At 70.0% G+C, this 23689-nt stretch carries 26 protein-coding genes and 1 tRNA gene; 9 read left to right on the forward strand and 18 right to left on the reverse strand.

Going from position 1 to position 23689, the window contains the following annotated elements; translation table 11 throughout:
• Positions 1 to 150: 150 nt before the first annotated feature.
• Positions 151 to 1014, reverse strand: a complete 864-nt coding sequence (locus tag CSC65_RS02935; protein WP_162408475.1) for a tryptophan 2,3-dioxygenase — start codon at positions 1012 to 1014, stop codon at positions 151 to 153.
• Positions 1015 to 1225: 211 nt separating this feature from the next.
• Here CSC65_RS02935 and pdhA point away from each other — a divergent pair, with 211 nt between their 5' ends.
• From pdhA to CSC65_RS02955, 4 genes are all read left to right on the forward strand, one after another.
• Positions 1226 to 2323, forward strand: a complete 1098-nt coding sequence (gene pdhA / locus CSC65_RS02940; RefSeq protein ID WP_162408476.1) for a pyruvate dehydrogenase (acetyl-transferring) E1 component subunit alpha — start codon at positions 1226 to 1228, stop codon at positions 2321 to 2323.
• Positions 2324 to 2405: 82 nt separating this feature from the next.
• A complete protein-coding gene (locus CSC65_RS02945) occupies positions 2406 to 3392 on the forward strand; it encodes an alpha-ketoacid dehydrogenase subunit beta (protein ID WP_425501301.1) in 987 nt (328 codons plus the stop codon).
• Positions 3393 to 3489: 97 nt separating this feature from the next.
• Positions 3490 to 4857: a dihydrolipoamide acetyltransferase family protein gene (locus tag CSC65_RS02950; RefSeq protein ID WP_162408478.1), complete on the forward strand. Its 1368-nt coding sequence runs from the start codon at positions 3490 to 3492 to the stop codon at positions 4855 to 4857.
• Positions 4858 to 4932: 75 nt separating this feature from the next.
• The gene (locus CSC65_RS02955) at positions 4933 to 5316 is read left to right on the forward strand and encodes a VOC family protein (RefSeq protein WP_162408479.1); all 384 of its coding nucleotides are present in this window, start codon (positions 4933 to 4935) and stop codon (positions 5314 to 5316) included.
• Positions 5317 to 5430: 114 nt separating this feature from the next.
• Here CSC65_RS02955 and CSC65_RS02960 read toward each other — a convergent pair whose 3' ends face one another.
• The 3 genes from CSC65_RS02960 to CSC65_RS02970 form a co-directional block, all read right to left on the reverse strand.
• Positions 5431 to 6363: an MBL fold metallo-hydrolase gene (locus tag CSC65_RS02960; RefSeq protein WP_162408480.1), complete on the reverse strand. Its 933-nt coding sequence runs from the start codon at positions 6361 to 6363 to the stop codon at positions 5431 to 5433.
• Between the two features lie 138 nt (positions 6364 to 6501).
• Positions 6502 to 6816, reverse strand: coding sequence for a hypothetical protein (locus CSC65_RS02965; protein ID WP_162408481.1), 315 nt, complete (start codon positions 6814 to 6816; stop codon positions 6502 to 6504).
• A gap of 13 nt (positions 6817 to 6829) precedes the next feature.
• The gene (locus tag CSC65_RS02970; protein ID WP_162408482.1) at positions 6830 to 8191 is read right to left on the reverse strand and encodes a tryptophan--tRNA ligase; all 1362 of its coding nucleotides are present in this window, start codon (positions 8189 to 8191) and stop codon (positions 6830 to 6832) included.
• 151 nt (positions 8192 to 8342) lie between these two features.
• On the opposite strand from CSC65_RS02970, the gene CSC65_RS02975 reads away from it, so the two are divergent.
• Entirely contained in the window at positions 8343 to 9239 is an 897-nt protein-coding gene (locus CSC65_RS02975) for a hypothetical protein (protein WP_238390252.1), read from the forward strand.
• A 106-nt stretch (positions 9240 to 9345) separates the two neighbouring features.
• On the opposite strand, the gene CSC65_RS02980 is transcribed toward CSC65_RS02975, so the two are convergent.
• The 7 genes from CSC65_RS02980 to birA all read right to left on the reverse strand — a co-directional run bounded on the left by CSC65_RS02980 (position 9346) and on the right by birA (position 13672).
• A complete protein-coding gene (locus CSC65_RS02980; RefSeq protein WP_162408483.1) occupies positions 9346 to 9561 on the reverse strand; it encodes a CsbD family protein in 216 nt (71 codons plus the stop codon).
• Positions 9562 to 9844: 283 nt separating this feature from the next.
• Positions 9845 to 9997, reverse strand: coding sequence for an entericidin A/B family lipoprotein (locus CSC65_RS02985; protein WP_162408484.1), 153 nt, complete (start codon positions 9995 to 9997; stop codon positions 9845 to 9847).
• Positions 9998 to 10093: 96 nt separating this feature from the next.
• Positions 10094 to 11017: an arginase gene (gene rocF, locus CSC65_RS02990; RefSeq protein ID WP_162408485.1), complete on the reverse strand. Its 924-nt coding sequence runs from the start codon at positions 11015 to 11017 to the stop codon at positions 10094 to 10096.
• Between the two features lie 140 nt (positions 11018 to 11157).
• A tRNA-Thr gene (locus CSC65_RS02995) sits at positions 11158 to 11233 on the reverse strand.
• A gap of 30 nt (positions 11234 to 11263) precedes the next feature.
• Positions 11264 to 11920, reverse strand: a complete 657-nt coding sequence (locus tag CSC65_RS03000) for an SPOR domain-containing protein (RefSeq protein ID WP_238390253.1) — start codon at positions 11918 to 11920, stop codon at positions 11264 to 11266.
• 25 nt (positions 11921 to 11945) lie between these two features.
• Positions 11946 to 12704: a type III pantothenate kinase gene (locus CSC65_RS03005; RefSeq protein WP_162408486.1), complete on the reverse strand. Its 759-nt coding sequence runs from the start codon at positions 12702 to 12704 to the stop codon at positions 11946 to 11948.
• On the reverse strand, positions 12701 to 13672 hold the full coding sequence (gene birA, locus CSC65_RS03010; protein WP_162408487.1) for a bifunctional biotin--[acetyl-CoA-carboxylase] ligase/biotin operon repressor BirA: 972 nt from the start codon (positions 13670 to 13672) through the stop codon (positions 12701 to 12703). The genes CSC65_RS03005 and birA overlap by 4 nt, the downstream gene beginning before the upstream one ends.
• 129 nt (positions 13673 to 13801) lie before the next feature.
• Here birA and CSC65_RS03015 point away from each other — a divergent pair, with 129 nt between their 5' ends.
• Both CSC65_RS03015 and CSC65_RS03020 read left to right on the forward strand, forming a co-directional pair.
• Positions 13802 to 14095 (forward strand): hypothetical protein, encoded by a 294-nt coding sequence (locus CSC65_RS03015; RefSeq protein ID WP_162408488.1) that lies wholly within the window; start codon positions 13802 to 13804, stop codon positions 14093 to 14095.
• Positions 14062 to 14847 carry a M90 family metallopeptidase gene (locus CSC65_RS03020; RefSeq protein ID WP_162408549.1) on the forward strand — a complete coding sequence of 262 codons (786 nt, stop codon included), beginning with the start codon at positions 14062 to 14064 and terminating at the stop codon, positions 14845 to 14847. Before CSC65_RS03015 ends, CSC65_RS03020 begins: the two co-directional genes overlap by 34 nt.
• A gap of 19 nt (positions 14848 to 14866) precedes the next feature.
• Here CSC65_RS03020 and CSC65_RS03025 read toward each other — a convergent pair whose 3' ends face one another.
• From CSC65_RS03025 to CSC65_RS03055, 7 genes are all read right to left on the reverse strand, one after another.
• Positions 14867 to 16303 carry an ATP-binding protein gene (locus CSC65_RS03025; RefSeq protein WP_162408489.1) on the reverse strand — a complete coding sequence of 479 codons (1437 nt, stop codon included), beginning with the start codon at positions 16301 to 16303 and terminating at the stop codon, positions 14867 to 14869.
• Between the two features lie 34 nt (positions 16304 to 16337).
• Positions 16338 to 17021, reverse strand: coding sequence for a response regulator transcription factor (locus CSC65_RS03030; protein ID WP_162408490.1), 684 nt, complete (start codon positions 17019 to 17021; stop codon positions 16338 to 16340).
• A gap of 88 nt (positions 17022 to 17109) precedes the next feature.
• The gene (locus tag CSC65_RS16340; protein WP_425501296.1) at positions 17110 to 17520 is read right to left on the reverse strand and encodes a hypothetical protein; all 411 of its coding nucleotides are present in this window, start codon (positions 17518 to 17520) and stop codon (positions 17110 to 17112) included.
• 179 nt (positions 17521 to 17699) lie between these two features.
• A complete protein-coding gene (dusA, locus tag CSC65_RS03040; RefSeq protein WP_162408491.1) occupies positions 17700 to 18722 on the reverse strand; it encodes a tRNA dihydrouridine(20/20a) synthase DusA in 1023 nt (340 codons plus the stop codon).
• A gap of 137 nt (positions 18723 to 18859) precedes the next feature.
• Entirely contained in the window at positions 18860 to 19519 is a 660-nt protein-coding gene (locus CSC65_RS03045) for a VIT1/CCC1 transporter family protein (RefSeq protein WP_162408492.1), read from the reverse strand.
• A 23-nt stretch (positions 19520 to 19542) separates the two neighbouring features.
• Positions 19543 to 20211: a response regulator transcription factor gene (locus tag CSC65_RS03050; RefSeq protein WP_162408493.1), complete on the reverse strand. Its 669-nt coding sequence runs from the start codon at positions 20209 to 20211 to the stop codon at positions 19543 to 19545.
• Positions 20212 to 20213: 2 nt separating this feature from the next.
• Positions 20214 to 22397: a two-component system sensor histidine kinase NtrB gene (locus CSC65_RS03055; protein ID WP_162408494.1), complete on the reverse strand. Its 2184-nt coding sequence runs from the start codon at positions 22395 to 22397 to the stop codon at positions 20214 to 20216.
• Between the two features lie 221 nt (positions 22398 to 22618).
• Here CSC65_RS03055 and CSC65_RS03060 point away from each other — a divergent pair, with 221 nt between their 5' ends.
• The gene (locus CSC65_RS03060; RefSeq protein ID WP_162408495.1) at positions 22619 to 23047 is read left to right on the forward strand and encodes a response regulator transcription factor; all 429 of its coding nucleotides are present in this window, start codon (positions 22619 to 22621) and stop codon (positions 23045 to 23047) included.
• Positions 23044 to 23679: a DUF3302 domain-containing protein gene (locus CSC65_RS03065; protein WP_202922817.1), complete on the forward strand. Its 636-nt coding sequence runs from the start codon at positions 23044 to 23046 to the stop codon at positions 23677 to 23679. The genes CSC65_RS03060 and CSC65_RS03065 overlap by 4 nt, the downstream gene beginning before the upstream one ends.
• Positions 23680 to 23689 lie beyond the last annotated feature (10 nt).

The raw sequence follows: 23689 nt of genomic DNA on the forward strand, positions 1-23689 counted from the left end.
CACCGGGCCGCATCCCCGCAAAAGTGCACTTTCCCCTTGGCCGGCGGCCACTTGCAGGCGCAACGAACTTTCCCGGCATGCTCCGGGAGGCCCCCGCAGGGACGCCGGCGCAGCGGCTTGCGGGCCCCGGGGGCGGCCCTCCCGCCCGGCTCAGCCCGGACCGATGCTGGTCCGGACCTCGAACAGCTCCGGGAAGAACGTCAGCTCCAGCGCCTCGCGCAGGAAGCCTACGCCGCTGGAGCCGCCGGTCCCGCGCTTGAAACCGATGATCCGCATCACCGTGCGCATGTGCCGGAAGCGCCAGAGCTGGAACTGGGTCTCCAGGTCGACCATGTCCTCGCACAGCGAGTACTCGCGCCAGTAGCGGTCGGTGTCCTCGTAGATGCGCTCGAACACCGGCAGCAGCGCCGGGTCGGTGACGTGGGCGGCGGACCAGTCGCGGCCCGCATCGAGATAGGCCGCCGGTACCGCGTGGCCGAAGCGGGTCAGGTAGCGCAGGAACTCCTCATACAGGCTCGGCAGCTGCAGCTCGGCGCCCAGGGCCGCCTGGCCCTCCGGGTCATGGGCGAAGACCCGGACCATGCCGGCGTTCTTGTTGCCCAGCAGGAACTCCACCGCCCGGTACTGCAGCGACTGGAAGCCCGAGGACGGGCCCAGCAGGTGGCGGAAGCCCATGTATTCGGACGGAGTCAGCGTCTCCAGTACCGACCACTGCTCGGTCAGCTGGCGCAGCACCTGCTTGCTGCGGGCCAGCACCTTGCGGCACTGCCAGACCTGGTCGTCCTTGAGGAACTCGCGGGCCGCCTGCAGTTCGTGCATGAGCAGCTTCAGCCACAGCTCCGAGACCTGGTGCTGGACGATGAACAGCATCTCGTCGTGGTGCGCCGGGTTGGACAACGGCTGCTGGGCCGAGAGAAGGCGGTCCAGGTGCAGGTAGCCGGCATAGGTCATCCGGCCCTGCAGGTCGGTGTGGATGCCCGGTTCGAGCGGACGCTGGTTCTTGTCGAGGGTCATCGGCGGCAGTGGCGCACAGGGGCGGAAAGGGTAACCCACGGCGTTGCAGGCCGGATCTGGCCACCGCTGTCATGCAAGCGGGCCAGCTGAACGGGCCGGTGCAAGTCCGTGGAATACAAGCGTTGTTGCGCTGCACGGCGGGTTTTCAGGGACGCTTCCGTACCATGTGCAACTTTCCCGTATCGCAATCCAGCCTCGCTGGCGCACGCCCATGACCCTCGCAGCAAGCTTCCAGATCGATTACCTGCAATACCTTGGCGCGGACGGCCAGCCGGTCCGCGAGTTCCCGCCTGCCCTGCGCGATCCGGCCGTGCTGCTGCCCCTGTTCAAGCAGATGCTGTACGTGCGCGCCTTCGATACCAAGGCCATCGCCCTGCAGCGCACCGGCAAGCTGGGCACCTACGCGCCGTGCCTGGGCCACGAGGCCACCCACGTGGGCATCGGCGCGGCCATGGCCGAGGGCGACGTGTACGCGCCCAGCTACCGCGAATACGGCGTGCTGTTCATGCGCGGCGTGCGTCCGCGCGAAGTGCTGCTGTACTGGGGCGGCGACGAGCGCGGCAACGACTTCCAGGAAGGCGCCGCCCGCCACGACTTCCCGTTCTGCGTGCCGATCTCCACCCAGTGCCTGCATGCGGCCGGCGCGGCGCTGGCGTTCAAGATGCGCGGCGAACCGCACCTGGCCGTGGCCACCTGCGGCGACGGCGGCACCTCCAAGACCGACTTCTATGCCGCGCTCAACTCCGCCGGCGCCTACGAGCTGCCGCTGATCCTGGGCGTGGTCAACAACGGCTGGGCGATCTCGGTCCCGCGCTCGGCCCAGACCGGTGCGCAGACCCTGGCACAGAAGGGCCTGGCCGGTGGCCTGTTCTGCCTGCAGGTGGACGGCAACGACCTGGTCGCCGTGCTCGAGGCGATGCGCATCGCCAGCGAGCGTGCGCGTTCGGGCCAGGGCGGCAGCGTGATCGAATTCATGACCTATCGCCTGTCCGACCACACAACCGCCGACGACGCGCGCCGCTACCGCGACGACGCCGAGGTCAAGGCCGCGTGGGAACGCGAGCCGATGACCCGCCTGCGTACCTGGCTGACCGCGCAGGGCGCCTGGAGCGAAGCAGAGGAAGCGTCGTGGAAGGAAGAATGCGAGCGCCTGGTCAACATCGAGGTGGACGCGTACCTGGCCACGCCGGTGCAGCCGGTGGAGGCGATGTTCGACTACCTCTATGCCGATCCACCGCCCGAGCTGCTGGCCCAGCGCGCGGCCGTCATCGCCATGGAACAGCGTCCGCAGGAGCATCGCCATGGATGACATCCGCAGCAATGCCGCCAATCCCGCCCGTTCGGCGGGCGATGCCGCCGCCCACCATGCCGCCATCAGCGGAGGACAGCCGATGACCGCGACCCCGATCACGCTCATCGAAGCCATCACCCAGGCCCTGGCCTGGGAGCTCGAACACGACCCGTCGGTGCTGGTGCTGGGCGAGGACGTGGGCATCAACGGCGGCGTGTTCCGCGCCACCGCCGGCCTGCAGCAGCGTTTCGGTGCGCAGCGCGTGCTCGACACCCCGCTGGACGAGACCACGATCGCGGGCCTGTCGGTCGGCCTGGCCGCGCAGGGCATGAGGCCGGTCGCCGAAGCGCAGTTCGACGGCTTCGTCTACCCGATGGTCGACCATCTCATCTGCCATGCCGCGCGCCTGCGCAACCGCACCCGCGGCCGCCTGCACTGCCCGATGGTGCTGCGCGTGCCGTGGGGCGGCGGGATCCGTGCGCCCGAGCACCACAGCGAGGCCAACGAGGCGATCTTCACCAACGTGCCGGGCCTGCGCGTGGTCATGCCGTCTTCGCCGCAGCGCGCCTACGGCCTGCTGCTGGCGGCGATCCGCGAAGAAGACCCGGTCATCTACATGGAGCCCAAGCGGCTCTATCGCCAGTACAAGGAAGTGGTCGCCAACGACGGCGAGGCGCTGCCCCTGGACGTGTGCTTCGTGCTGCGCGAAGGCACCGACGTGACCCTGGTCGCGTGGGGCGCGCAGGTGAAGGAAGCGCTGGAAGCGGCCGACGCGCTGGCGAAGGAAGGCATCAGCGCCGAGGTCATCGACGTGGCCACCCTGCGCCCGCTCGACTTCGACACGATCGCCGAGTCGGTATCGCGCACCGGTCGCTGCGTGATCGTGCAGGAAGCCCCGCGCACCGCGGGCTTCGGCGCCGAGATCGCCGCGCGCCTGGCCGAGCACTCGATGTACGACCTGCTCGCCCCGGTCGAGCGCGTTACCGGCTACGACACGCATATCCCGCTGTTCCGGCTGGAGATGAAGTACCTGCCGAGCGTGGAGCGTATCGTCAGCGCAGCCAGGCGCGCCGCCGCGCACGGCTGAGGCAAGGGCGCCGCGCCTAGACCGCGGCGCCGCCTTCCACCTATTCCCGGCACGACGCACGCCGTCGTGCCCGCCAAGACCTGCCAGGAACATCCGCATGAGCGAGAGCAAGACTTTCCACCTTCCCGACCTGGGCGAAGGCCTGCCGGACGCGACCATCGTCGAGTGGTTCGTGAAGGAAGGCGACACCATCCGTCTGGACGAACCACTGGTCTCGATGGAGACCGCCAAGGCGGTGGTCGAGGTGCCCTCGCCGGTATCGGGCAAGGTGCTGAAGCTGGCCGGCGCCGCGGGCGACGTCATCGTCACCGGCGCCATGCTGGCCATGTTCGAGCCCGACGCCTCGTTGCCGCAGCGCGCCGAAGGCCAGGACACCGGCCACCACCACGGTGGCGGCCACGCCGCACCGGCAAAGGTCGTGGCCAGCGATGACGGCGACGAACTGCCGGCGCAGCCTGCACCCTCGGAAGCTCGCGGCGGCGATGCAGGCACGGTGGTCGGCGCGATGCAGAGTTCCGATGCGGTGCATGCCGAACAGGCGATTTCCGTGGGCGGAGTGAAAGCGATGCCCGCCGTGCGTGCGCTGGCCAGGAAGCTCGGCGTGGACCTGGCCCGCGTGCGCGCCAGCGGTCCCGACGGCACCGTCAGCCTCGCCGACGTGAAGCAGGCCGCCGCCAGCGGGACGGCCGCCGTGGGCACGGCGCCGCGCCCAGCGGCCGCACCCTCCGCCGCCGCCGCGCCACAGCCGCCGGCACAACGCACGCCGATGTCGGCAGCGGGCAAGCCCATGCGGACCCGGCCGCCGGGCGCCGAATCCGCAACCGCCAGCGGCCAGCCCGAGCAGCTCAAGGGCGTGCGCCGCAACATGGCCCGGGTGATGGCCGACGCGCACAGCAAGGTCGTGCCGACCACGCTGGTCGACGACGCCGACCTGCACGGCTGGATCGGCAAGCAGGACATCACCGTGCGCCTGGTCCGCGCGATCACCGTCGCGTGCAGGACCGTACCGGCGCTCAACGCCTGGTTCGACGGCGACGCGCTCACCGTCACCCGCCATCCGCACGTGGACGTGGGCATTGCCGTGGATACGGACGACGGCCTGTTCGTGCCGGCGCTGCGCAATGCCGACATGCTCGACGCGCGCGGCGTGCGCGAAGGCATCAACCGCTTGCGCGCGCAGGTCGAGGAACGCAGCCTTCCGGCCAGCGAGCTGTCGGGCTACACCATCTCGCTGTCCAACTTCGGCATGTTCGCCGGCCGCTACGCCACCCCGGTGGTGGTGCCGCCGTGCGTGGCGATCATCGGTGCCGGCAAGCTCAGCCACGACGTGGTTGCGGTGATCGGCGGCATCGAGGTGCACCGCCGCCTGCCGATCTCGCTGACCTTCGACCATCGCGCCGCCACCGGCGGCGAGGCCGCGCGCTTCCTCAAGGCGCTGCTGGACGACATGGCGCTGCCGCAGTAGCGCCCCGCGCGCCGTCGTCGCGCACCCTGCGACGACGGCGCGTATCTTGGCGGCTCCCCTCGATGGAGCACGCCCATGCCGCACCGCAGCCGCCTGAGCAACCTGGTCCTGGACTGCAAGGTCGCCGACCTCGCGGAAGCCACCGAGTTCTGGAGCAAGGCCCTGGGCAAACCGGTGGCCAGCCTGGACCAGGACGGCGACGGCAGGTACGCCGAACTGGAAACCGCGGCCGGCGAGCCGCAGATCCTGCTGCAGAAGGTCGAGCACGATTCGCGCGTGCACCTGGACATCGAGACCGACGACGTCGACGCCGAGGCCGATCGCCTGGTCGCGCTGGGCGCGAAGAAGGTCGCCTTCGTCCACACCTGGTGGGTGATGGAAGCGCCCAGCGGCCATCGCTTCTGCGTGGTGCGCCAGCAGCGCAAGCCGTTCGGACCGCACGCCAACCGCTGGAACTGACGCGGCGCGCGCCGTGCCCCCCCACTTGTGCAGGAGCGGGCATGACCGCGGCACGGGCGCCGGAAGCATGCGGGGGTCGCCCGTGCCAATGGATGGGGTCGCGGTCGCCCGCGCCTACGACAGCCGCGCGCGCTCCAGCCAGACTTCCAGTCCCTGCGCGTTGAGTTCGATGTCCATGCCGAGCAGGCCCAGCACCGAGGCGTCATCCAGCGTGCAGCCGTGCGCCTGGGCCCGTTCAAGGTAGTACCCGGCCAGGGCCGCGACGAGGGCGCGATGGCGCTCGGGGCGTCCGTCGCAGGCCTGCGCCAGCGAGACCATCGCATCGATCTGCTCGTGCAGCTCGGCGGCCAGCCGCTCCACCTCCTCCACCCGCCCGAAGTGGGTCAGGTACATCGCGCGGGGCGATTCGGCGAGCATCCGCGCGATCGAGCCCTGCATCGCCTCCGGCTCGAACTGCACCGGGGAGGAGGTCGGCAGGATGAACGGACCGCGCGCGCTGTCGAGCTCACGGTAGGACAGGCCGAAGGTGTCGCCGGTGAACCAGCTGCGGCTGCGCGCGTCCCAGACGCACAGGTGGTGGCGCGCGTGGCCGGGGGTGTCGATGCAGCGCAGCGGCCGGCCGGCGAGCTCGACGACGTGTCCGTCCGCGGCCACGACGACGCGCTCAGCCGGCACCGGCACCAGTTCGCCGTAGTGGCGCGCGAACTCGGCCTCGCCGTAGACCGCGGTCGCGCCGGCGACCAGCCGGGCCGGATCGACCATGTGCGGCGCGGCGCGCGGATGCGCGACCAGGCGCGCATGGGGCAGGTGCCGCATCAGCGTGCCCGCGCCACCGGCATGGTCCAGGTGGGCGTGGGTCAGGATCAGCCAGTCGACGTCCGCCGCCGCCAGGCCCGCCTGCGCCAGCGCATCGAGCAGGACCGGAATGGTGTGGTTGGTGCCGCAGTCGATGAACGCCGCGCGTCCCTGCTCCACCACCAGGTAGGCCGCATCGAAGCGAGGCCGCACGTACCCTGTATCGATGGTGTGGATGCCATGTTCCGGCATGTGTCGCCCTTTCCTTTCCCGCATCTCCTGTCGCCCACCCATGTTAGTCAGGCGGGTGCGGCGCGGCGATCCGGCTTTGGTCGTAGGGGTGAAGGCCATTCGCGCGCGGCTTGTCGCGCACGATCCGCGGCTACGCGATCACGCGCTGCGTGCGCGCCAGCGAACCATCAGCCGCATGCGCAGCGGGATGGCCAGCGACAGCACCGCCAGGAACGCGCCGTAGGCATAGAGCACGGCCAGCACCTGGCGCCAGATCGGGCCGCTCCCGGTGTCGGCCACGCCTTCGGCATAGCCCCAGAGCATGCCGGCGATGCTCAGCGCCAGCGCAAGCACCAGCACCAGCGCATCGAACGCGCGGCGCGCGAAAGGCCGCGGTTGCCGCGGATAGAACCAGTAGAGCGCACCGAGCAGCGCGAACCAGGGCAGGAACAGCAGCAGCGACAACCAGGCCATCAGGTTCGCTCCTTCACGCTTCGGCCTCGACCAGCTGGCGCAGCGCCTGGAGGACCTCGTCCACGCCGGCCAGGTCCTCGCCAAGCGTACCGATCTTCTCGCCGAGCAGACCGACCGTGTGCTGTTCCATCTCGTGCAATGCGTCCAGGCCCTCGCGCTTGAGCCGCGCGATCACCTGCCCGGCCTCGCGCGGCGACTGGTGACCGTCGCCCTGCAGCAGCACGCGGCCATCGCCGTCGACCAGCTTGAAATGGAAACGCCCGTCGACTTCGCGGTACTGCTTGATCTGCGGCAGCTTCGCGGCGGCGACGCGGGTTCGATCAGTCGCGGCCTTGGCCACGGTGAACGTTCCCAGCCCGACCGCGCGCTGCAGCCCGTCCAGCAGCGGCACGGTGACGTCGCGCGCCTTGTGTGCGCCTTCCTGCAGGATCTCCTCCAGCTGCGCCGGCTTGGCGATCAGCTGCGCGTACTGCTCGCGCATCGGCGCCACCGCTTCGTCGACCTGCGCGAACAGGCGCTGCTTGGCGTCGCCCCAGCCGATCCCGTCGGCGAAGGCATGGCGCATTTCCTCGGCCTGGTGCGGGGTGGCGAAGGCCTGGTAGAGCTGGAACAGGGCCGAACCCTCGGTGTCCTTCGGCTCGCCCGGCGCACGCGAGTCGGTGACGATCGACATCACCAGCTTCTTCAGTTCGGCCGGCGGCGCGAACAGCGGGATGGTGTTGTCGTAGCTCTTGGACATCTTGCGCCCGTCCAGGCCGGGCAGCGTGGCCACGCTTTCGTCGATCTGGACCTCCGGCAGCACCAGCGGCTCGCCACTGGCGCCGGTCGCCGTGCGCCAGGCATCGCCGTAGAGGTGGTTGAAGCGCTGGCCGATGTCGCGCGCCATCTCGATGTGCTGGATCTGGTCGCGGCCCACCGGCACCTTGTGTGCGCCGAAGGCCAGGATGTCGGCGGCCATCAGTACCGGATACATGTACAGACCGGCGTTGATGCCGGCATCCGGGTCTTCGCCGGCGGCGGTGTTCTTGTCGACGGCCGCCTTGTAGGCGTGCGCACGGTTGAGCAGGCCCTTGGCCGCCACGCAGGTCAGCAGCCAGGTCAGCTGCGGGATCTCGACGATGTCCGACTGCCGGTAGAAGGTCACCTTCTGCGGGTCCAGGCCGCAGGCCAGCCAGGTCGCGGCGATCTCCAGCCTTGAGCGCGCCACGCGCTGCGGATCATCGGCCTTGATCAGCGCGTGGTAGTCGGCGAGGAAGAAGAAGCTTTCCACGCCCGGGGCGCGACTGGCGGCGATGGCCGGACGGATCGCGCCGGCGTAGTTGCCCAGGTGCGGGGTACCGGTGGTGGTGATGCCGGTGAGGACTCGGACGGTCATGTCGGACACAGCGGGAAAGACCGCCTGATTCTACCTTGTGCGGCATGGCGGTCCGGTGGGCGTGTTCCTTGCCGGGACCCGGCTTGCCCGCCCGGACCCCATGCCGCCTGGTCGGGCGTTCTCTACGCCACCCTCGCACAGGACTGCCGTGATGACCCCCTCCACGCCGACGAAAACACTCCAGCGCACCTCGATCCACCGGCGCGCGCCCATGCTCGCATTGCTGCTTTTGCTGCTGCTGGCTGGCCTTCCCCGTGCGGAAGCCGGCCAGTTGTGGCGCTCCAAGTCACCGGTCGAACTGGAGATCGTCGATCGCGATGGCGGGCAGGTGCTGCCGCGATACCCCCATCGCGGACAGTCATGGGTACCCGGCGAACCGGGCCAGGCCTATGCCGTCCGCCTGCGCAACCGCAGCAGCGCGCGCGTGCTCGCGGTGCTGTCGGTGGATGGCATCAATGCGGTGGACGGCCGCACCGCCGGCGTCCACCAGGCCGGCTACGTGCTCGGCCCCTGGCAGGACCTGGAAGTCGCAGGCTGGCGCAAGTCGCTGGATGCGGTCGCGCAGTTCGTCTTCGTCGACCCGGCCGCCAGTTACGCCGCGCGCACCGGGCGCCCGTCCAATCTCGGCGTGATCGGGATCGCCGTGTTTCGCGAGAGACTCTCCGACCCCGCCCCGTCGGCAGGCATCGCCCGCGAAGCGCAGGACACGGACGCCGCATCCGGCAAGGCCCGAGCCTCCACCTCCTCGGGCACTGCCCCGGCATCCGCGGGCGAAAATGCCCGCAGCGAAGGCAGTTCCCGGGCCATGCCAATTCCCTACCCGCAGGCCAGCCTAGGAACCGGGCACGGCGAGATCGAGGGCTCGCGGGCGTACTACGCGAGCTTCAGGCGCCATGCCGCTCCAGTGCAGGTCAGCGAATTGCGCTACGACACGCCGGGGGCATTGCTGGCGCGGGGCATCGATGTCCGGCCGCATTACCCACAGCACCCCTACGCAAGCGACCGGCCCCGGGCGTTTCCAGGCGACTTCGTACCCGACCCGCGATGACCGCATGCGCGGTTGCCCAGATGCGAACGGCGGCAGATCCTGTCCGCCGCCGTTCGTGCAACTGCCCCCTGTCGTGCATGTGAGGCACGGCAGGGACTACGCGCCCTTAATGGCGATAGCGATCATCCAGGGAGCTCTCGAACTCGCGCACTTCCTTCTCGGCGCGATCCTTCTCCCAACCGTAACGTTCCTGCAGCTTGCCACTGAGGTACTGGGCATTGCCCTCCGCAACGTCGAAAACGTCGTCGGTCAGGTCACCCCACTTGGCCTGGATCTGGCCCTTCAGCTGCTTCCAGTTGCCGCCGATGATGTCGCGATTCATATCCTGCTCCTGCGTTGGGAAAGAGCGCCTCGCTGATGGCGAAACGTGCAGCCAGTGTGGCGTCCACCGCGTTCGCCGCGGGTCCAGTGCACGTCAACACGAAGTTAGGCGGCTGAATCTCCGGTTCATGCGCCGTGACCGGTGCGCTGCGACTCATGGGTCCTGGCGCGCGCGCCGCGGGAGCACGCGTAGCGTTGTCCAGGAAAAACGAACAGGCGTAGCGATCACCCGAAAAAAAGAGGCCGGGAAACCCGGCCTCTTCCCTGCAGCACTGGCAGCAGGATCAGCACTTGCCATCCTTGCAGTCCTGCGCCTTGTCGTCGATCTTGTCGCCGGCCGCCTCGATGTCCTTGCCTGCGCCGGACACGGTGTTGCAGGCCGACAGCATGGAAACGGAGAACAGGCTAAGCAGGGTCAGTGCGATGATTCGCTTCATGTCGGGTCCTCGTGACGGTTGACCGCACTCCGGTGCGGGTTGGGCGTCAATCTGGCGACCCCGCCGTGGAACCGGCGTGAATGCGCCGGGACATGTTCAGTCACGCATCAGGGTCGATTTGCCGAACAGGCTTTCCACCAGGTCCACCGCAAGTTCTGCGGTGAGGTTGTGGTCGTCGAGCACGGGGTTGAGTTCGACGATATCCAGCGACCCCATCCGCCCGGTGTCGGCGATCATCTCCATCACCAGTTGCGCCTCGCGGTAGTTCGGCCCGCCGGGCACGGTGGTGCCCACGCCCGGGGCGATGCCCGGATCGAGGAAGTCCACGTCGAAGCTGACGTGCAGGTGGGTATCGGCGTCGATGCCGTCCAGCGCCTGCGCCATCACCCGCTTCATGCCGACTTCGTCGATGTAGCGCATGTCGTAGATATCCAGCCGGTGCTGCTTGACCAGGCGCTTCTCCTCCGGGTCCACGGACCGGATCCCGATCTGGCGGACCTGCTGCGGCTGCAGCACCGGTGCATCGCCGCCGAGCCGGGTCAACGCCTCCGGGCCGAGCCCGCACAGGCACGCGACCGGCATGCCATGCACGTTGCCCGACGGGGTCACCGCACTGGTGTTGAAGTCGGCATGGGCATCAAGCCACAGCACGCGAAGTTTCTTGCCGGTTTCGCGGCAATGCCTGGCCACGGCGGTGATTGAACCGATCGCCAGGCAATGGTCGCCGCCCAGCATCACCGGCATGCGCCCGGCCCGCAGTTCGCGCAGGCTGGCCTCCATCAGCGCGCCGTTCCATGCCACCACCTGCTCGAGATGGCGGTAACCCTCCTCCGGTGGCTGCCACGGATTGGCCGGGCCGGCCAGGTTGCCGCAGTCGCGCACCTCGACGCCGCGTCCGGCCAGTGCCTCGGCGATGCCGGCGATGCGCAGGGCTTCCGGCCCCAGCGAGGCGCCGCGATGGCCGGCGCCGATGTCGGTGGGAACGCCGATCAGTGAAACAGGGGGAAAGCTGCGAGCCATGGGCAGGCCTGTGCGGTTCGATGGACTGCAGTCTAGCCATGGATGCACGTGCAGACCCGCCGCAATGCAGCGATTCGCGTGGTGATGGGTCGGCCATGCGCCGCGAACAGGCGAGGAAGTGACGATGCGCGCTGTGCGGATGGTGCCGCCTATCCGAATCGAACGGATGACCTACCGCTTACAAGGCGGTTGCTCTACCAGCTGAGCTAAGGCGGCGATGCGCGGTGGATTCTAGCGCAGCCGGTGCTACGGCTGCGGCGCGCAGTCGCGCTCCTGCGCGGCCGGGAAGGTGGTACGCACCGCGACGACATCCGGACTGCTGCCATCGAGCCACCAGCGCGACGCGCCCGACGCACCCTGCGCCCGGAGCTCGGCGGGGAAACCGGCTGCGCGCAGCGCATCGGCGCGACGCTGCGCGGTTTCACGCCCGCGGTAGGCGCCCAGCGCGATGCCATTGGCTTCGGCACCCTGGTTGAGCACGAAGAAATCCTCGAAACCCGCAGCGGCAACACGCTCGGCCATCGCCTGCGCCTGGGCGCGGTCCGGCGCGGGCGGAAGCACGACCCGATAGCCGGCGGCGTCGCCTGGTTCCTCATGGATCGCCGAGTCGCGCAGCAGCACGCCCAGGCCCGCCTGCGCGACCTCGGCAGCACCCCGGTCATTGAACGGCCCCACGCGCAGGCAGTTTTCCGGCGACGCGACGGCAACCGGCTCGGCAGCGGCGACAGCGTTGGCAGGTACGTCCTGGGCCATGTCGGCCGGCGCGGGCAGCAAGCGCAGCTCCGCGCCTCCCTTGTCCGACACCAGCGGCGGTGGTGCCGGTGGCGCCGGCTGCAGCAGCCACCACGCCGCAACCCCGAGGTTGAGCGCGACGAGGACGACGATCAGGGCGCGTGCGAGCATGGGAGGCGATTCTAGCCGAGCCTGTTCAGCCACGAACGGGTGCATCGGCAGCGTGGCGCTCGCGCGCCCAGGCCGCCAGCCCTTCGAGCACCAGCGCCGGACGCAGGGCGGCCTGTGGCAGGAGGCGCAGCAGCGGCTCGGCACCACCGCCGTGCAACAGCAGGGCCGGGATCCTGCCCAGTAATCCGGCCGCCTGCTGCAGCGAGCGCTCGACCAGGGCCACGGCCGCCCCATCGCAGCCGGAGGCCAGTGCATCGTCGGTGTCGTCGGCGAACTCGCGGTAATGCCCGCCGGCGGCCGGCAGCTGCACGGCGCGCTGGTGCAGCGCCTGGCGCATGACCGTGGGCGAGGCCGCGATACGCCCGCCGTGATGGCGTCCATCGACATCGAGCAGGTCGATGGTCAGCGCGGTGCCCACGCCCGCCACCAGCACGTCACCTCCGCCGGCGTGTGCACCGAGCAGGGCCAGGAAGCGGTCCACGCCCAGCCGCGCCGGCTGCGCATAGGCGACCCGCACGCCGGCGCATTCGGCCAGGGTGTGGGCCACATGCACCTGCTCGAAGCGTTCGCGCAGCAGCGCCAGGACCTGCGTGGTCAGCGCCGGCGCGGCGACGCTGGCCAGCCAGGCACGGCGACCGCGAGGCAGCGGCCCATGGCTGGCATCGCCGGCCACGAGCGCATCGGCACCGTGCGGCCAGGCCAGCACTTCACCGATGCCACCATCGCTGCGCCACGACGCGGCCTTGAAACGCGAATTGCCCAGGTCGAACAGCCAGTCGCTCATTGCGGCCTCACGCTCACTTCGCCGGCATGGAAAATCCGTTCTTCACCCGTGGCGGCGCGCACGCGCAGGCCGCCATCCGCCGCCAGTCCGGCGGCAACGCCGTCGATCGCGCCAGGCCCTGCCAGCACCCTCACCTGCCGGCCGGCCAGGGCATCGAGTGCGGCGTAGCGTGGCAGGAACGGCGCGAGGCCGTCACGGTCGAACGCGTCCAGCGCCGGCAGCAGCGCGGCGAGCACCGCCGCGGCCAACGCGGTCCGTGAAGGAACGCCGGCGTCGCCGGCCAGTCGTGCGAGGTCGGTCCAGGGCTGGTCGATCGTCGCGCCTGCCGCCTCCGGCAGGCGCACGTTGATGCCGATGCCGATCACAGCCTGCACCGGCCCGGCATGTTCGCCGCCGCCCTCGACCAGCAGGCCGGCCAACTTGCGTTCGCCGACGACCAGGTCATTCGGCCACTTCAGCCCGACCTGGGGGAATCCCTGCGCACGCAGCGCCTCGGCCACCGCCACGCCGGCCACCAGGCTCAAGCCGCCCAGCCGCGCCAGTCCGCCCTCGAAGCCGCGCCGCACCGACAGGCATACCTGCGCACCCAGCGGTGAACTCCAGCGCCGTCCCAGGCGCCCGCGGCCGGCCGTCTGCCGCTCCGCCAGCAATACCGCGGTGGCGGCCGCCGGTGGCCGGCGCAACAGCTCGCTGTTGGTCGAATCCAGGCTCCAGGCCACCTCCAGCGATCCGACCGCGGCCGCCACCGTCGCCGGCAGGGCTGCGCGCAGGGCGGCCGCGTCCAGCAGGTCCGGGGCCTGGGCCAGGGCATAGCCGTGCCCGGGGCGCGCCTCGATGCCCACGCCGGCGGCCCGCAGCGCCTGGATCCGCTTCCAGATGGCGGCGCGGGTCACCCCGGCTTCGCGCGCCAGCGCATCGCCGGATATCCCGCCGGCACCCAGCCGGAGCAGCAGCTCGCGATCGTCCACGTGAACTCCCCGACCGACCGGCCAGTCAACCGCCCGGATTATCGCCTGCCGTGGCGGGCCGGGCACATGCCCACGGCCCGCCGGCGCGCTATAGTCGGGCCTTCCCGCCCCCGGTCGATGGGTCCGCCGATGCGCCGCCTGCTCCCGCTGCTGCTGCTCGCCGTCCCGGCGCTGTGCTGGGCGGCGGCCTCATCCGAGTCCGAAACCGCGCCCAAGAACGGGGCCTGCGTCTACGCGCGCCCGGCGGTAACGGCGACGGTGGCCGAGGCCGATGCACCGCAGGCGCGCCCAGCCATCCCACCCGCCGCGCGCAGCACGCCCAAGCCGGCCGCGACCGGTGGCGGTGGTGGCGATGGCGACGCCGTCGTGCCGCGCGGACGTGGCAATCGCTGGCACAGCTTCCTGCCGGGCATGTTCCGCTGATCAGAGCGCTGTCGCGCTGGCTGCGGCCACGCCCCCCGACACTCGACGACACGCACTGGCAGGACGCCTGCGCGCGCCTGCCATGGGTCGCGGCACTCGAACCGGAACGCCGCGAACGGCTGCGCGCGCTGGCAGCGCGATTCCTGCACGAGAAGACCATCACCCCGCTCGCCGGGCTGCAGCTGGACGAGTCCCAGCGCATGCTGCTGGCGGCACTGTGCTGCCTGCCCCTGCTCGAATTCGGCGAGGCCGGACTGCGCGGCTGGTCGCAGCTGCTGGTGTATCCGGACGCGTTCCGGGTGCGCCGCAGCCACGTCGACGCCGCCGGCGTGCTGCACGAGTGGGACGACGAACTCGTCGGCGAAGCCTGGGACCACGGCCCGCTGATCCTGTCCTGGGCCGACCTGCAGGCCGACATCGCCGAGCCCGATGCGGGCTTCTGCGTGGCCGTGCACGAAATGGCGCACAAGCTCGACGTGCTCGATGGCGAACTGGACGGCACGCCGCCGCTGCCACCGCGCTGGCAGCGCGAATGGGCGCGCGATTTCCAGCGCGCGTACGACGCGTTCTGCGCGCAGGTGGACGCCGGCCATGAAACCGCGATCGATCCCTACGCGGCCGAGGCACCGGAAGAGTTCTTCGCCGTGGTCACCGAGTACCACTTCTCGGCACCGCAGCTGCTGGTCGACGAGATGCCGGAGGTGGCCGCGCACCTGGGGCGTTTCTACGGGCCGCCGCCCCGGCTCCTGTAGCAACCTGCAACTGGCGAGGTCAGAGGCCCGGCGGCAGGATGACTTCGAAGCGCGCACCGCCCAGCTCGGGCGAGCGGGATACGTGCAGTTCGCCGCGATAGTCGCGGACCAGGTCCTGCACGATCGACAGGCCGATGCCATGCCCCTGCACGCGCTCGTCGCCACGCACGCCGCGCTGCAGGACCCTGGCCACGTCGTCGGGAGCGATACCCGGGCCATCGTCGTCGACCGACAGGTGCAGGCCGGCGCGCCTGTTTGGCGCCGAAGCACCCGGTCGCGCAGTCAGCAGCACCCGGTGCCGCGCCCACTTGAAGGCGTTCTCGAGGAGGTTGCCCAGCAGCTCCTGCAGGTCGCCGGCCTCGCCGTAGAACTGCACGCCGGGGGCGACGTCGAATTCGCAGAGCACGTTCTTGGTCGCGTAGACCTTCTCCAGCCCGCGCACGATCTCCTCGGCGCTGGATTCGATCGGTACCGGCGCGGAGAACAGCTTGTGGCCGCCGGACGCGGCCCGCGCCAGCTGGTAGGACACCAGGTCGCTCATGCGCTTGACCTGGGTGTCCACCTCGTGGCGCAGCACGGCCTCGCGCGGTCCCTGCGGGTCGCCGCCGGCATCGAGCTGGGTACGCAGTACCGCCAGAGGCGTCTTCAGGCTGTGGGCCAGGTCGGCCAGCGTGTTGCGCTGGCGGTCCAGGTGCTCGCGCTCGCTGTCGATCAGCGCATTGATGCTCTCGGTCAGCGGCTCGAGCTCGCGCGGGTGGCGCTCGCTCATGCGCTGCAGCTGGCCGCGCTGCACGCGGACCAGCTCGGCGATCACGCGCTTCAGCGGGCGCAGGCTCCAGTTGAGGATCACCACCTGCAGCAGCAGCAGGATCAGCCCGGCGCCACCCAGGTAGACCCACAGCGCGGCGCGGAACACGCGCACCTGCGCGGCCAGGGTCTGGGCGTCCTCCATCACGAAGATGGTGTACGGGAACTCGTTGTCGGGGCCGCGCTCGCCCCAGACCAGGCCGATGCCGTAGCGATAGACCTCGCCCTGGCTGCCATCGATCTGGGTCATCGCCAGCGGGCCGTCGAAACGCTCCTGGCGCGCCTCCAGCTGGCCGGCGACCTCGGGCAGCAGCGGTCCCTCGGCGGACAGCGAGGCCCAGTGCGCGTTCGGCATCACCACTTCGGCATAGAGGCCGCTGCCAGGCCGGTGGAAGCGCGGGTCGGGACCCAGCTCGGGCGTGTACAGCGACCCATCGCGGCCGAAGTCGATGTTGTCCGCGTACGCCATGGCGTAGCTCTTCAGCCGCTGGCGCAGGTTGTTCTCGGCCGTTTCGGCAAAGGCGCGGTCCAAGGCGAAGCCGGCCAGCATCAGGAACGCGACCAGGCTCAGGCTGGCGGCGGTGAGCTGGCGCGCCTTGAGCGAGCGCGGCCGCCAAGGCCGGAATCCGAACCGGTTTCGCTCCTCCACGGGCACCCCTGGTCCCTTGCCCGCCTGCCGCGGATCAGCCGTCGGTGCGGGCGATCGCGAAGCGATAGCCGCGACCGCGGACGGTCTCGATCGGCTTCAACTCGCCGTCCGGATCCAGCTTCTTGCGCAGGCGGCCGATGAAGACCTCCAGCACGTTGGAATCGCGGTCGAAGTCCTGCTGGTAGATGTGCTCGGTCAGGTCGGCCTTCGAGACCAGCTCGCCGGCGTGCATCATCAGGTACTCCAGCACTTTGTACTCGTAACTGGTCAGGTCGACGTTGCTGCCCGACACGCTGACCGTCTGCGCGGCCAGGTCCAGCGCGACCGGACCGCACTCGAGCACCGGTTTGCTCCAGCCGGCGGCGCGGCGGACCAGCGCGTTGAGCCGCGCCAGCAGCTCCTCCACGTGGAAGGGCTTGACCAGGTAATCGTCGGCGCCCTGCTTGAGGCCCTCGACCTTGTCCTGCCAGCTCGAGCGCGCGGTCAGGATCAGGACCGGGAAATTCTTGCCCTCGTCGCGCAGCGCCTTGACCAGCTCCATGCCCGACATCTTCGGCAGGCCCAGGTCGATGATGGCCACGTCGAACGGGACTTCACGCCCCATGTACAGGCCTTCCTCGCCGTCCTGCGCGGCGTCGACCGCAAAGCCCTCGCGCTTCAGGCGCGCGGCCAGCGTTTCCCGCAGCGGAGCTTCGTCTTCGACCAGAAGGATACGCATGCACTCTCCCTGAGTTGCGATTTCTTGCGATTTCGTGCGGATTCTTGGGGACTTCCCGACCGGCATCCAGGGCCGGCCGCTGCAGTGTCTATTGCTCGCCGTTATCGGCGCGTCGCGGCGGCTTGCGATCAGCCGCGCCCGGATCATCCATATAACGGACCCGGCCGCGATCGTCCATGTATTTGACCCGGGTAATGTTGCGACCCTCGAACGGTACCTGTTCGGCCCCCAGGATCTGGCCGCCGGTGGAGCGCTGGACGCGACGCACGGCATCGGACATCGAGTGGCCTTCGCGCGCCTGCGGTTCCGGTGCGGCCTGCCCACGCTGCATCGGCTCGCGACGGCGCTGCATCAGCGATTCGCGCGCCCGGACCTCGCGCGGACCGTTGTTGTCCGGGCCGGCGCTGTGACGCGGCGGCGGCGGCTCCTGCGCACCCACGGCCGCCGCGCCGAGCGCGAGCGGCAACATGACGATGGCGAGGCGGAACAGGCGAGGCATTACGACTTCCTAACGGACTTTGGCGGCGATGGCAATTCCGCTGCCACGGTGGCTGGGGAGGATGTTCGTTAGAAAGCGGTGAATCCGATCTGAACTTATCCACATCCCGCGCCCATGCCGTTCAGCCGGGGATCCCCTTTCCGAACACATCCGGCACGCAGGCGCCCCCGATCCGACGGTCATGCCGCCGCGCGCCGCGGCGCAACGGTCGCGGCCAGCGCCTGCTCGACCAGGGTCCAGTCGGCGCCTTCGCGGTGCGCGCCCTCGCTGAGGACCTGGCGGAACGCGCGTCCGCCCGGCTGCCCGTGGAACAGGCCGAGCACGTGGCGGGTGATGTGCTTGAGCGCCACGCCCTGCCCCATCTGCGCCTCCACGTACGGGCGCAGCGCGCGCAGCAGTGCGGCACGGTCGCGCGACTCGCCGCCGTACAGGTCCGCGTCGAGGCGGTGCAGCAGATACGGGTCGTGGTAGGCGGCCCGACCGAGCATGACGCCGTCGACATGCCCGAGCTGCGCCTGCACGTCCCCGGCCGCGGCCATGCCGCCGTTGAGCAGCACCTCCAGGTCCGGGCGCTCGCGCTTGAGCTGCCAGGCCCATTCGTAGCGCAACGGCGGGATCTCGCGGTTCTCCTTCGGCGACAGGCCCTTCAGCCACGCATTGCGCGCGTGGACGATGAAGGTCGCGCAGCCCGCCGCGGCCACGGTATCGACGAACGCACGGAACCGCTCGTAGTCCTGGTCGTCGTCCACGCCCAGGCGGCACTTCACCGTCACCGGAACGCGCACCGCCGCCGCCATCGCAGCGACGCTGTCGGCCACCAGCGCCGGCTCCTTCATCAGGCAGGCACCGAAGCGCCCGGCCTGGACCCGGTCCGAAGGGCAGCCGCAGTTGAGGTTGATCTCGTCGTAGCCCCAATCGGCGCCGATGCGCGCGGCCTGCGCCAGCAGGGCCGGCTCGCTGCCTCCCAGCTGCAGCGCCAGCGGCTGCTCGACCGGATCGAATCCAAGCAGGCGCGTACGATCGCCCAGGACCACGGCATTGGCGTGGACCATCTCGGTGTACAGCCGCGCATGCGGCGCCAGCAGGCGATGGAAGACCCTGCAGTGGCGATCGGTCCAGTCCATCATCGGGGCGACCGACAGCCGCGCGGAGGCCGCGTAGCGGGTGGATGGGGGGCGATCGGGGAAAGCGGGTGCATTCATGGCAGCGGAACCGGGTGGCCCGGCGTGGCGGGCTCGGTGGGCGCGCACATGCTACAGACTTGCCGCGCCCGCCGGACGGCATCGGCGCCGCGTGCCGGCGTGCGCGGCAGCGGGGGTACAGCCAGGCGGTACGCGTATCAGCCGCCCAGCGCGATGGTCAGGACCGCCAGCACCACGCCGAGGGCGGCCATGCCCAGGCCCACGCGCAGTGCCGGCCGACCGATGCTGCGTGCGTAGACCACGCCGGCCAGGAACAGCATGACCAGGGCGATCGCATTGGACAGGCGCATGGCCGGGCCGACGTGGTCCAGGAGCAGGAACGGCAACGCCAGCGGAAAGGTGGTGAACACCACCAGCAGGCCTACCGCGAGCGCCCCCAGCCAGTCGCGCCGGGTCAGGCGCCCATGGTCGGGCGGCTCGGGGACCGCGGCCAGCCGCTCGCGCAGCGCCTCCACTTCGTCCTCGCGGATGAGCCCGGCTAGCAGGGGCGGCATTGCGGCGGCGATGGCCGCGCGAGCCTGCCCCGGGTCGCGCGCATCGCGCACCGCCCGGAACGTCCGCAGCTCTTCGCTGCGTTCGGCCCGGCAGGCCATCAGGTAGATGATCCCGTCGATGAGGCCCCAGGCGATGTTGCAGCCGAGCGCGCCGATGAACATGACCCGCACGTCGTCGCGCCCGGCCTCGGCGACGCTCAGGGTGCCGGTGAACGTCATGGTCATGATCACGCCGAACAGGATCTCGGCCGCGCGCTCGGCCGGATCCAGGATGCGGCGCGACTCGGGCAGGATGGCGCGCAAGGGCTGCGGGTCGGGCGCCGCGCTCAGCCGCTGACGGGCTCGTGCGCGGCCGGCGGAGATGCGGCGGGTGTCGCGCCGGCATCGCCCGCGCCAGCCCCGGTCCGCTCCATGAAACGCACCAGGTCCACCAGCGAACGGATGCCCAGCTTGTGCAGGATGCGCGAACGATGGACCTTGATGGTCTTCTCGGCGATGCCCAGGTCCGCGGCGATCTGCTTGTTCAGGCGCCCGGTCATCAGCCTCGGCACCAGCTCGCGTTCGCGCGGGGTCAGCGTCGCGAGCAGCGCGCATGCGTCCTCGCGGTCGTGGTCGCGGTGGCGCGTGGCGTCATCCATCGACACGCCGCGCTTGACCGCTTCCAGCAGCGCTTCCACGTCGACGGGCTTGGTCAGGAAATCGATCGCCCCGGCCTTCATCGCGCGGACGCTGCTGGCGATGTCGCCGCAGCCGGTCAGGAAGATCACCGGCTGGCTGACGCCCTGCCGGGCCAGCATCGCCTGCAGTTCCAATCCGTCCGTGCCCGGCATCGACAGGTCCAGGACGATGCAGCCGGTCGTAGCCGGGTCGTAGGCCTCTAGGAATTCCCGGGTCGAACCACTCAATGCGACCTCGAAGCCGTCGCTGGCCAGCAACCGGGCCAGCGCCTTCAGGACATCGGGATCGTCGTCGACGATGTGGACCAAGGCGGACATGGTTACCCCTGTACCGGCAGATCGAAGGATACGCGCGCACCCTGCGGCCTCACGTTCTCGGCCCAGATGCGTCCTCCATGGGCACGCACAATCGTACGGCACACGGCCAGCCCCATGCCCATGCCGGTGGCCTTGGTGGTCTCGAACGGAGTGAAGATGCGTTCGAGCATGTCCTCCGGGATACCACTGCCGGTATCCACCACTTCGGCGCGGACCCCGGTCTCGGTGCGATGCGTGCGGATGCGGATGATGCGGTTCGCCGGGTCGTCGGGCAGCGCGTCGCAGGCGTTGCGCATCAGGTTCATCAGCACCTGCTGCAGCTGGATCGGATCGCCCGGGCAGTCCGGCAGGCCCGGCATCAGGTTCATCCGGCAGGACACGCGGCGATTGAGCAGGTCGTTGCGCATCAGGCGCACGCAGTCCTGGACCACCTCGTTGATTTCCAGCGGGGCGAACTCACGGGCCTCGCGGCGGAGCATGCTGCGCAGGCGGCTGATCACCTGCCCGGCACGGCGATCGGTTTCCACGATGTCGGCGAGGATCTCCTGCACCTGGTCGAGGTCGGAGGGATCGCGATTGAGGATGCGCTGCGCGGCCTGCGCGTTGCTGAGGATCGCCGCCAGCGGCTGGTTGAGTTCGTGCGCGAGCGAGCCGGACAGTTCCCCCAGCATGGTGACGCGGGCAAGGTGGGCCACGCTCTCGCGCTCCATCGCCATCTCGTACTCGACTTTCTTGCGCGCACTCAGGTCCGTCACCGCGACCATGATCCGGGTGCGATCCTCCAGCACCACGCGGCACAGGCGCACCTCGATCGGGAACGGTTCGCCGCCCCTGCGCTGGCCGTGCAGGTCGTGCGCACCACCCATCTCGTTGCGCGCGCTGTCCACGAACTGCCGCCACAGCAGCAGGTCCTGCGTGCGCGCCTCCTCGGCGATCAACGCGGCCACCTCCATCCCGGCCATCTCCTCCTGCGAGTACCCGAACGTGCTCGCGGCGGCGACGTTGGCGTAGCGCACCGAACCCGATTCGTCGAACATCAGCAACGCGCTCGGCGCGGCCTCGAGGAGGGTACGCAACAGGTCGGCCTCCTCCTTGCGCCGGGTCACGTCCAGGGTCACGCCGCGCACCACCAGCGGCGCGCCACGCACATCGTGCTCGACGTTGCCGCGCAAGAGGATCCAGCGCCGGACGCCATCGGGTCGCTGGATGCGGTACTCGAACTCGTACGCAGGCTGGCGGATGGCCTCGCGGAACGCACGCTCCTCCTCGCGCCCGAGTTCGGCATTGTCGAACAGGTCGCGCGTGGCCACGCCGCTGGTGGCGGCATGGCCGAGCAGGACGTGGTTGGTTTCGTTCTGGGCGAACCCGCCTTCGGCCACGTCCCACTGCCACAGGCCCAGGTTGGCCGCGTTGGCGGCGACCTCGAGGTCGCGCTGGGCCTTCAGGTTGCGCAGTTCGCTCGCCTGGAGCAGTTCGTCGGTGCGCCGCGCGCGCAGCAGGTCGCGCACCAGCAGCGCGCTGAGCATCACGATCATGACCACGAAACTGGGTGAAGTCCCCAGCGGCAGGCGCGGCTGGCCCTTCACCATCGACAGCGCCGAGGCGACCATGGTGCCGCTCAGCAGCAGCCACCCCCCGCAGAGCAGCAAGGCACTGTTCCAGGCCGGCGAACGACGCGGCACCCGGTAGAGGGTCTGCACGAGGTAGCCGACCAGCAGCACGTTGCTCGCCTGGCCCAGGATCATCCAGGGGTTGGTCTCGCCGACCGGGAACGCCACCTGCGCGCCGAGCCAGGTGGCGTGTCCGATGCGGTCCACGGACAGGAAATTCAGGTTGACCCCGGTCGCGAAGTTCAGCAGCAAGGCCAGCAGTCGCAGCACCACCGCGGACTTGCCCAGCAGGGGCGAGCCGAACCCGAACATCGAATGCACGACGTAGACGATCGAGCACACCAGCAGCGCGATCGGCACGTGCCAGCCACGGATGATGGAGGCCATCTGACCGGGGGTCTCGGCACGGAAGCTGGCCAGTTCGAACAGCGCGATGGACCCCACCGACATCGCCGCCACCGCCAGCGCGAGGTGGATGCGCTCGTCGAGCCGGTTTATCCAGAGCGCAGCATGGACCAGCCCGAGCACGAAGCTCGCGGCGGCCAGCATGGGCCATACCAGGTCGACCCAATCCATAGTCCGGTTCCCTGACGACGTCCGCTTGGAAAATGCGGGGCAGACACGATCGCCGCGGACTTCCTGCCGCTGCCCGATGGCGCATTCCTTGTCGATCTGCCCGCCGGGACCCCTGCACCCGGCTTGCCTGCATCCTCGCACAGGCATGTGACGGACATAAGGCCCCCGCATGGGGCCAACGGCCAATTGCCGCCCCCCGGTACCCGGGCGATGGTGCGGCCATGTCGGGAAAGGCCCCCATCATTGCCGTGGTCGACGACGAGGATGACGTGCGGCATTCGCTGCAACGCCTGCTTCGCGCCGCCGGATTCGAGGTCCTGGTCTACGGATCGGGCACCGAGTTCCTGCGCCACGTGACCGACAGCGCGCCCGATTGCGTAGTCCTGGACATGCACATGCCGCGCCTGACCGGGCTGGATGTCCAGGCGGCGCTCCGCGAGCGCGCCCTGGTCTTACCGGTGGTCATCCTGACCGGCAACGAGACCGACGAGATGCGCACCGCCGCCTTCGCGGCCGGGGTCGACGACTACCTGGCCAAGCCCGTCGACGACGACGTGCTGATCGGCGCGATCGTGGCCGCCATGCACCACCACGGCCGCCCGCGCGGTCCCGGCACCAGCGAACCGGATACCCGCAGGGGAACGCCATGACCATGCCACGCCGCGCCGCCCGCCCGCCCGCCGCCTGCGCGGCGATCCCGGTCCTCGCCACCCTCATGCCGGGACCGGCGCACGCCTCGCTGCTGAGCGGCGAAGCGCTGGACACCATGGCCGACGTGATCGCATGGATCGCCCTGATCATCGTGCCGATCGTGCTGATCAGCGTGTTCTGGATCGTGCACATCCTGCCGGAGAAGATCGCGCACAAGCGGCGCCACCCGCAGCTGGCGGCGATCAAGACCCTATGCCTGCTGTCGCTGTTCTTCGGCGGCCTGCTGTGGCCGCTGGCCTGGTTGTGGGCCTATACCAAGCCGGTGCTGCACAAGCTCGCCTATGGCACCGACCAGGACGACCACGACGACCATGATGCGGCGATAACGCCGTTCAAGGATGCCAAGGGCGAGGCCGACCCGCTGGTCGAGCAGACCCCCGTGCCTGCAATCGGCGCCAGTGCGGCCTCCGCTCCCGTCATTGCATCGACCGCACCCCACGCGGAGCTGGAGGAGCTGCGCCGGCGACTGCGCGCGCTGGAAATGGCGGTGGCGATGTCTCCCGGGCCTGGCCGCGCATCCCCGCCTACCGGCGGCGGTACGGGCGGTGCCGGCGGCGGCAAAGGGACCTGAGGCGAGGACA

Origin of the sequence: Pseudoxanthomonas daejeonensis (assembly GCF_010093205.1) — a bacterium.
GTDB classification, from domain to species: Bacteria; Pseudomonadota; Gammaproteobacteria; order Xanthomonadales; family Xanthomonadaceae; genus Pseudoxanthomonas; species Pseudoxanthomonas daejeonensis.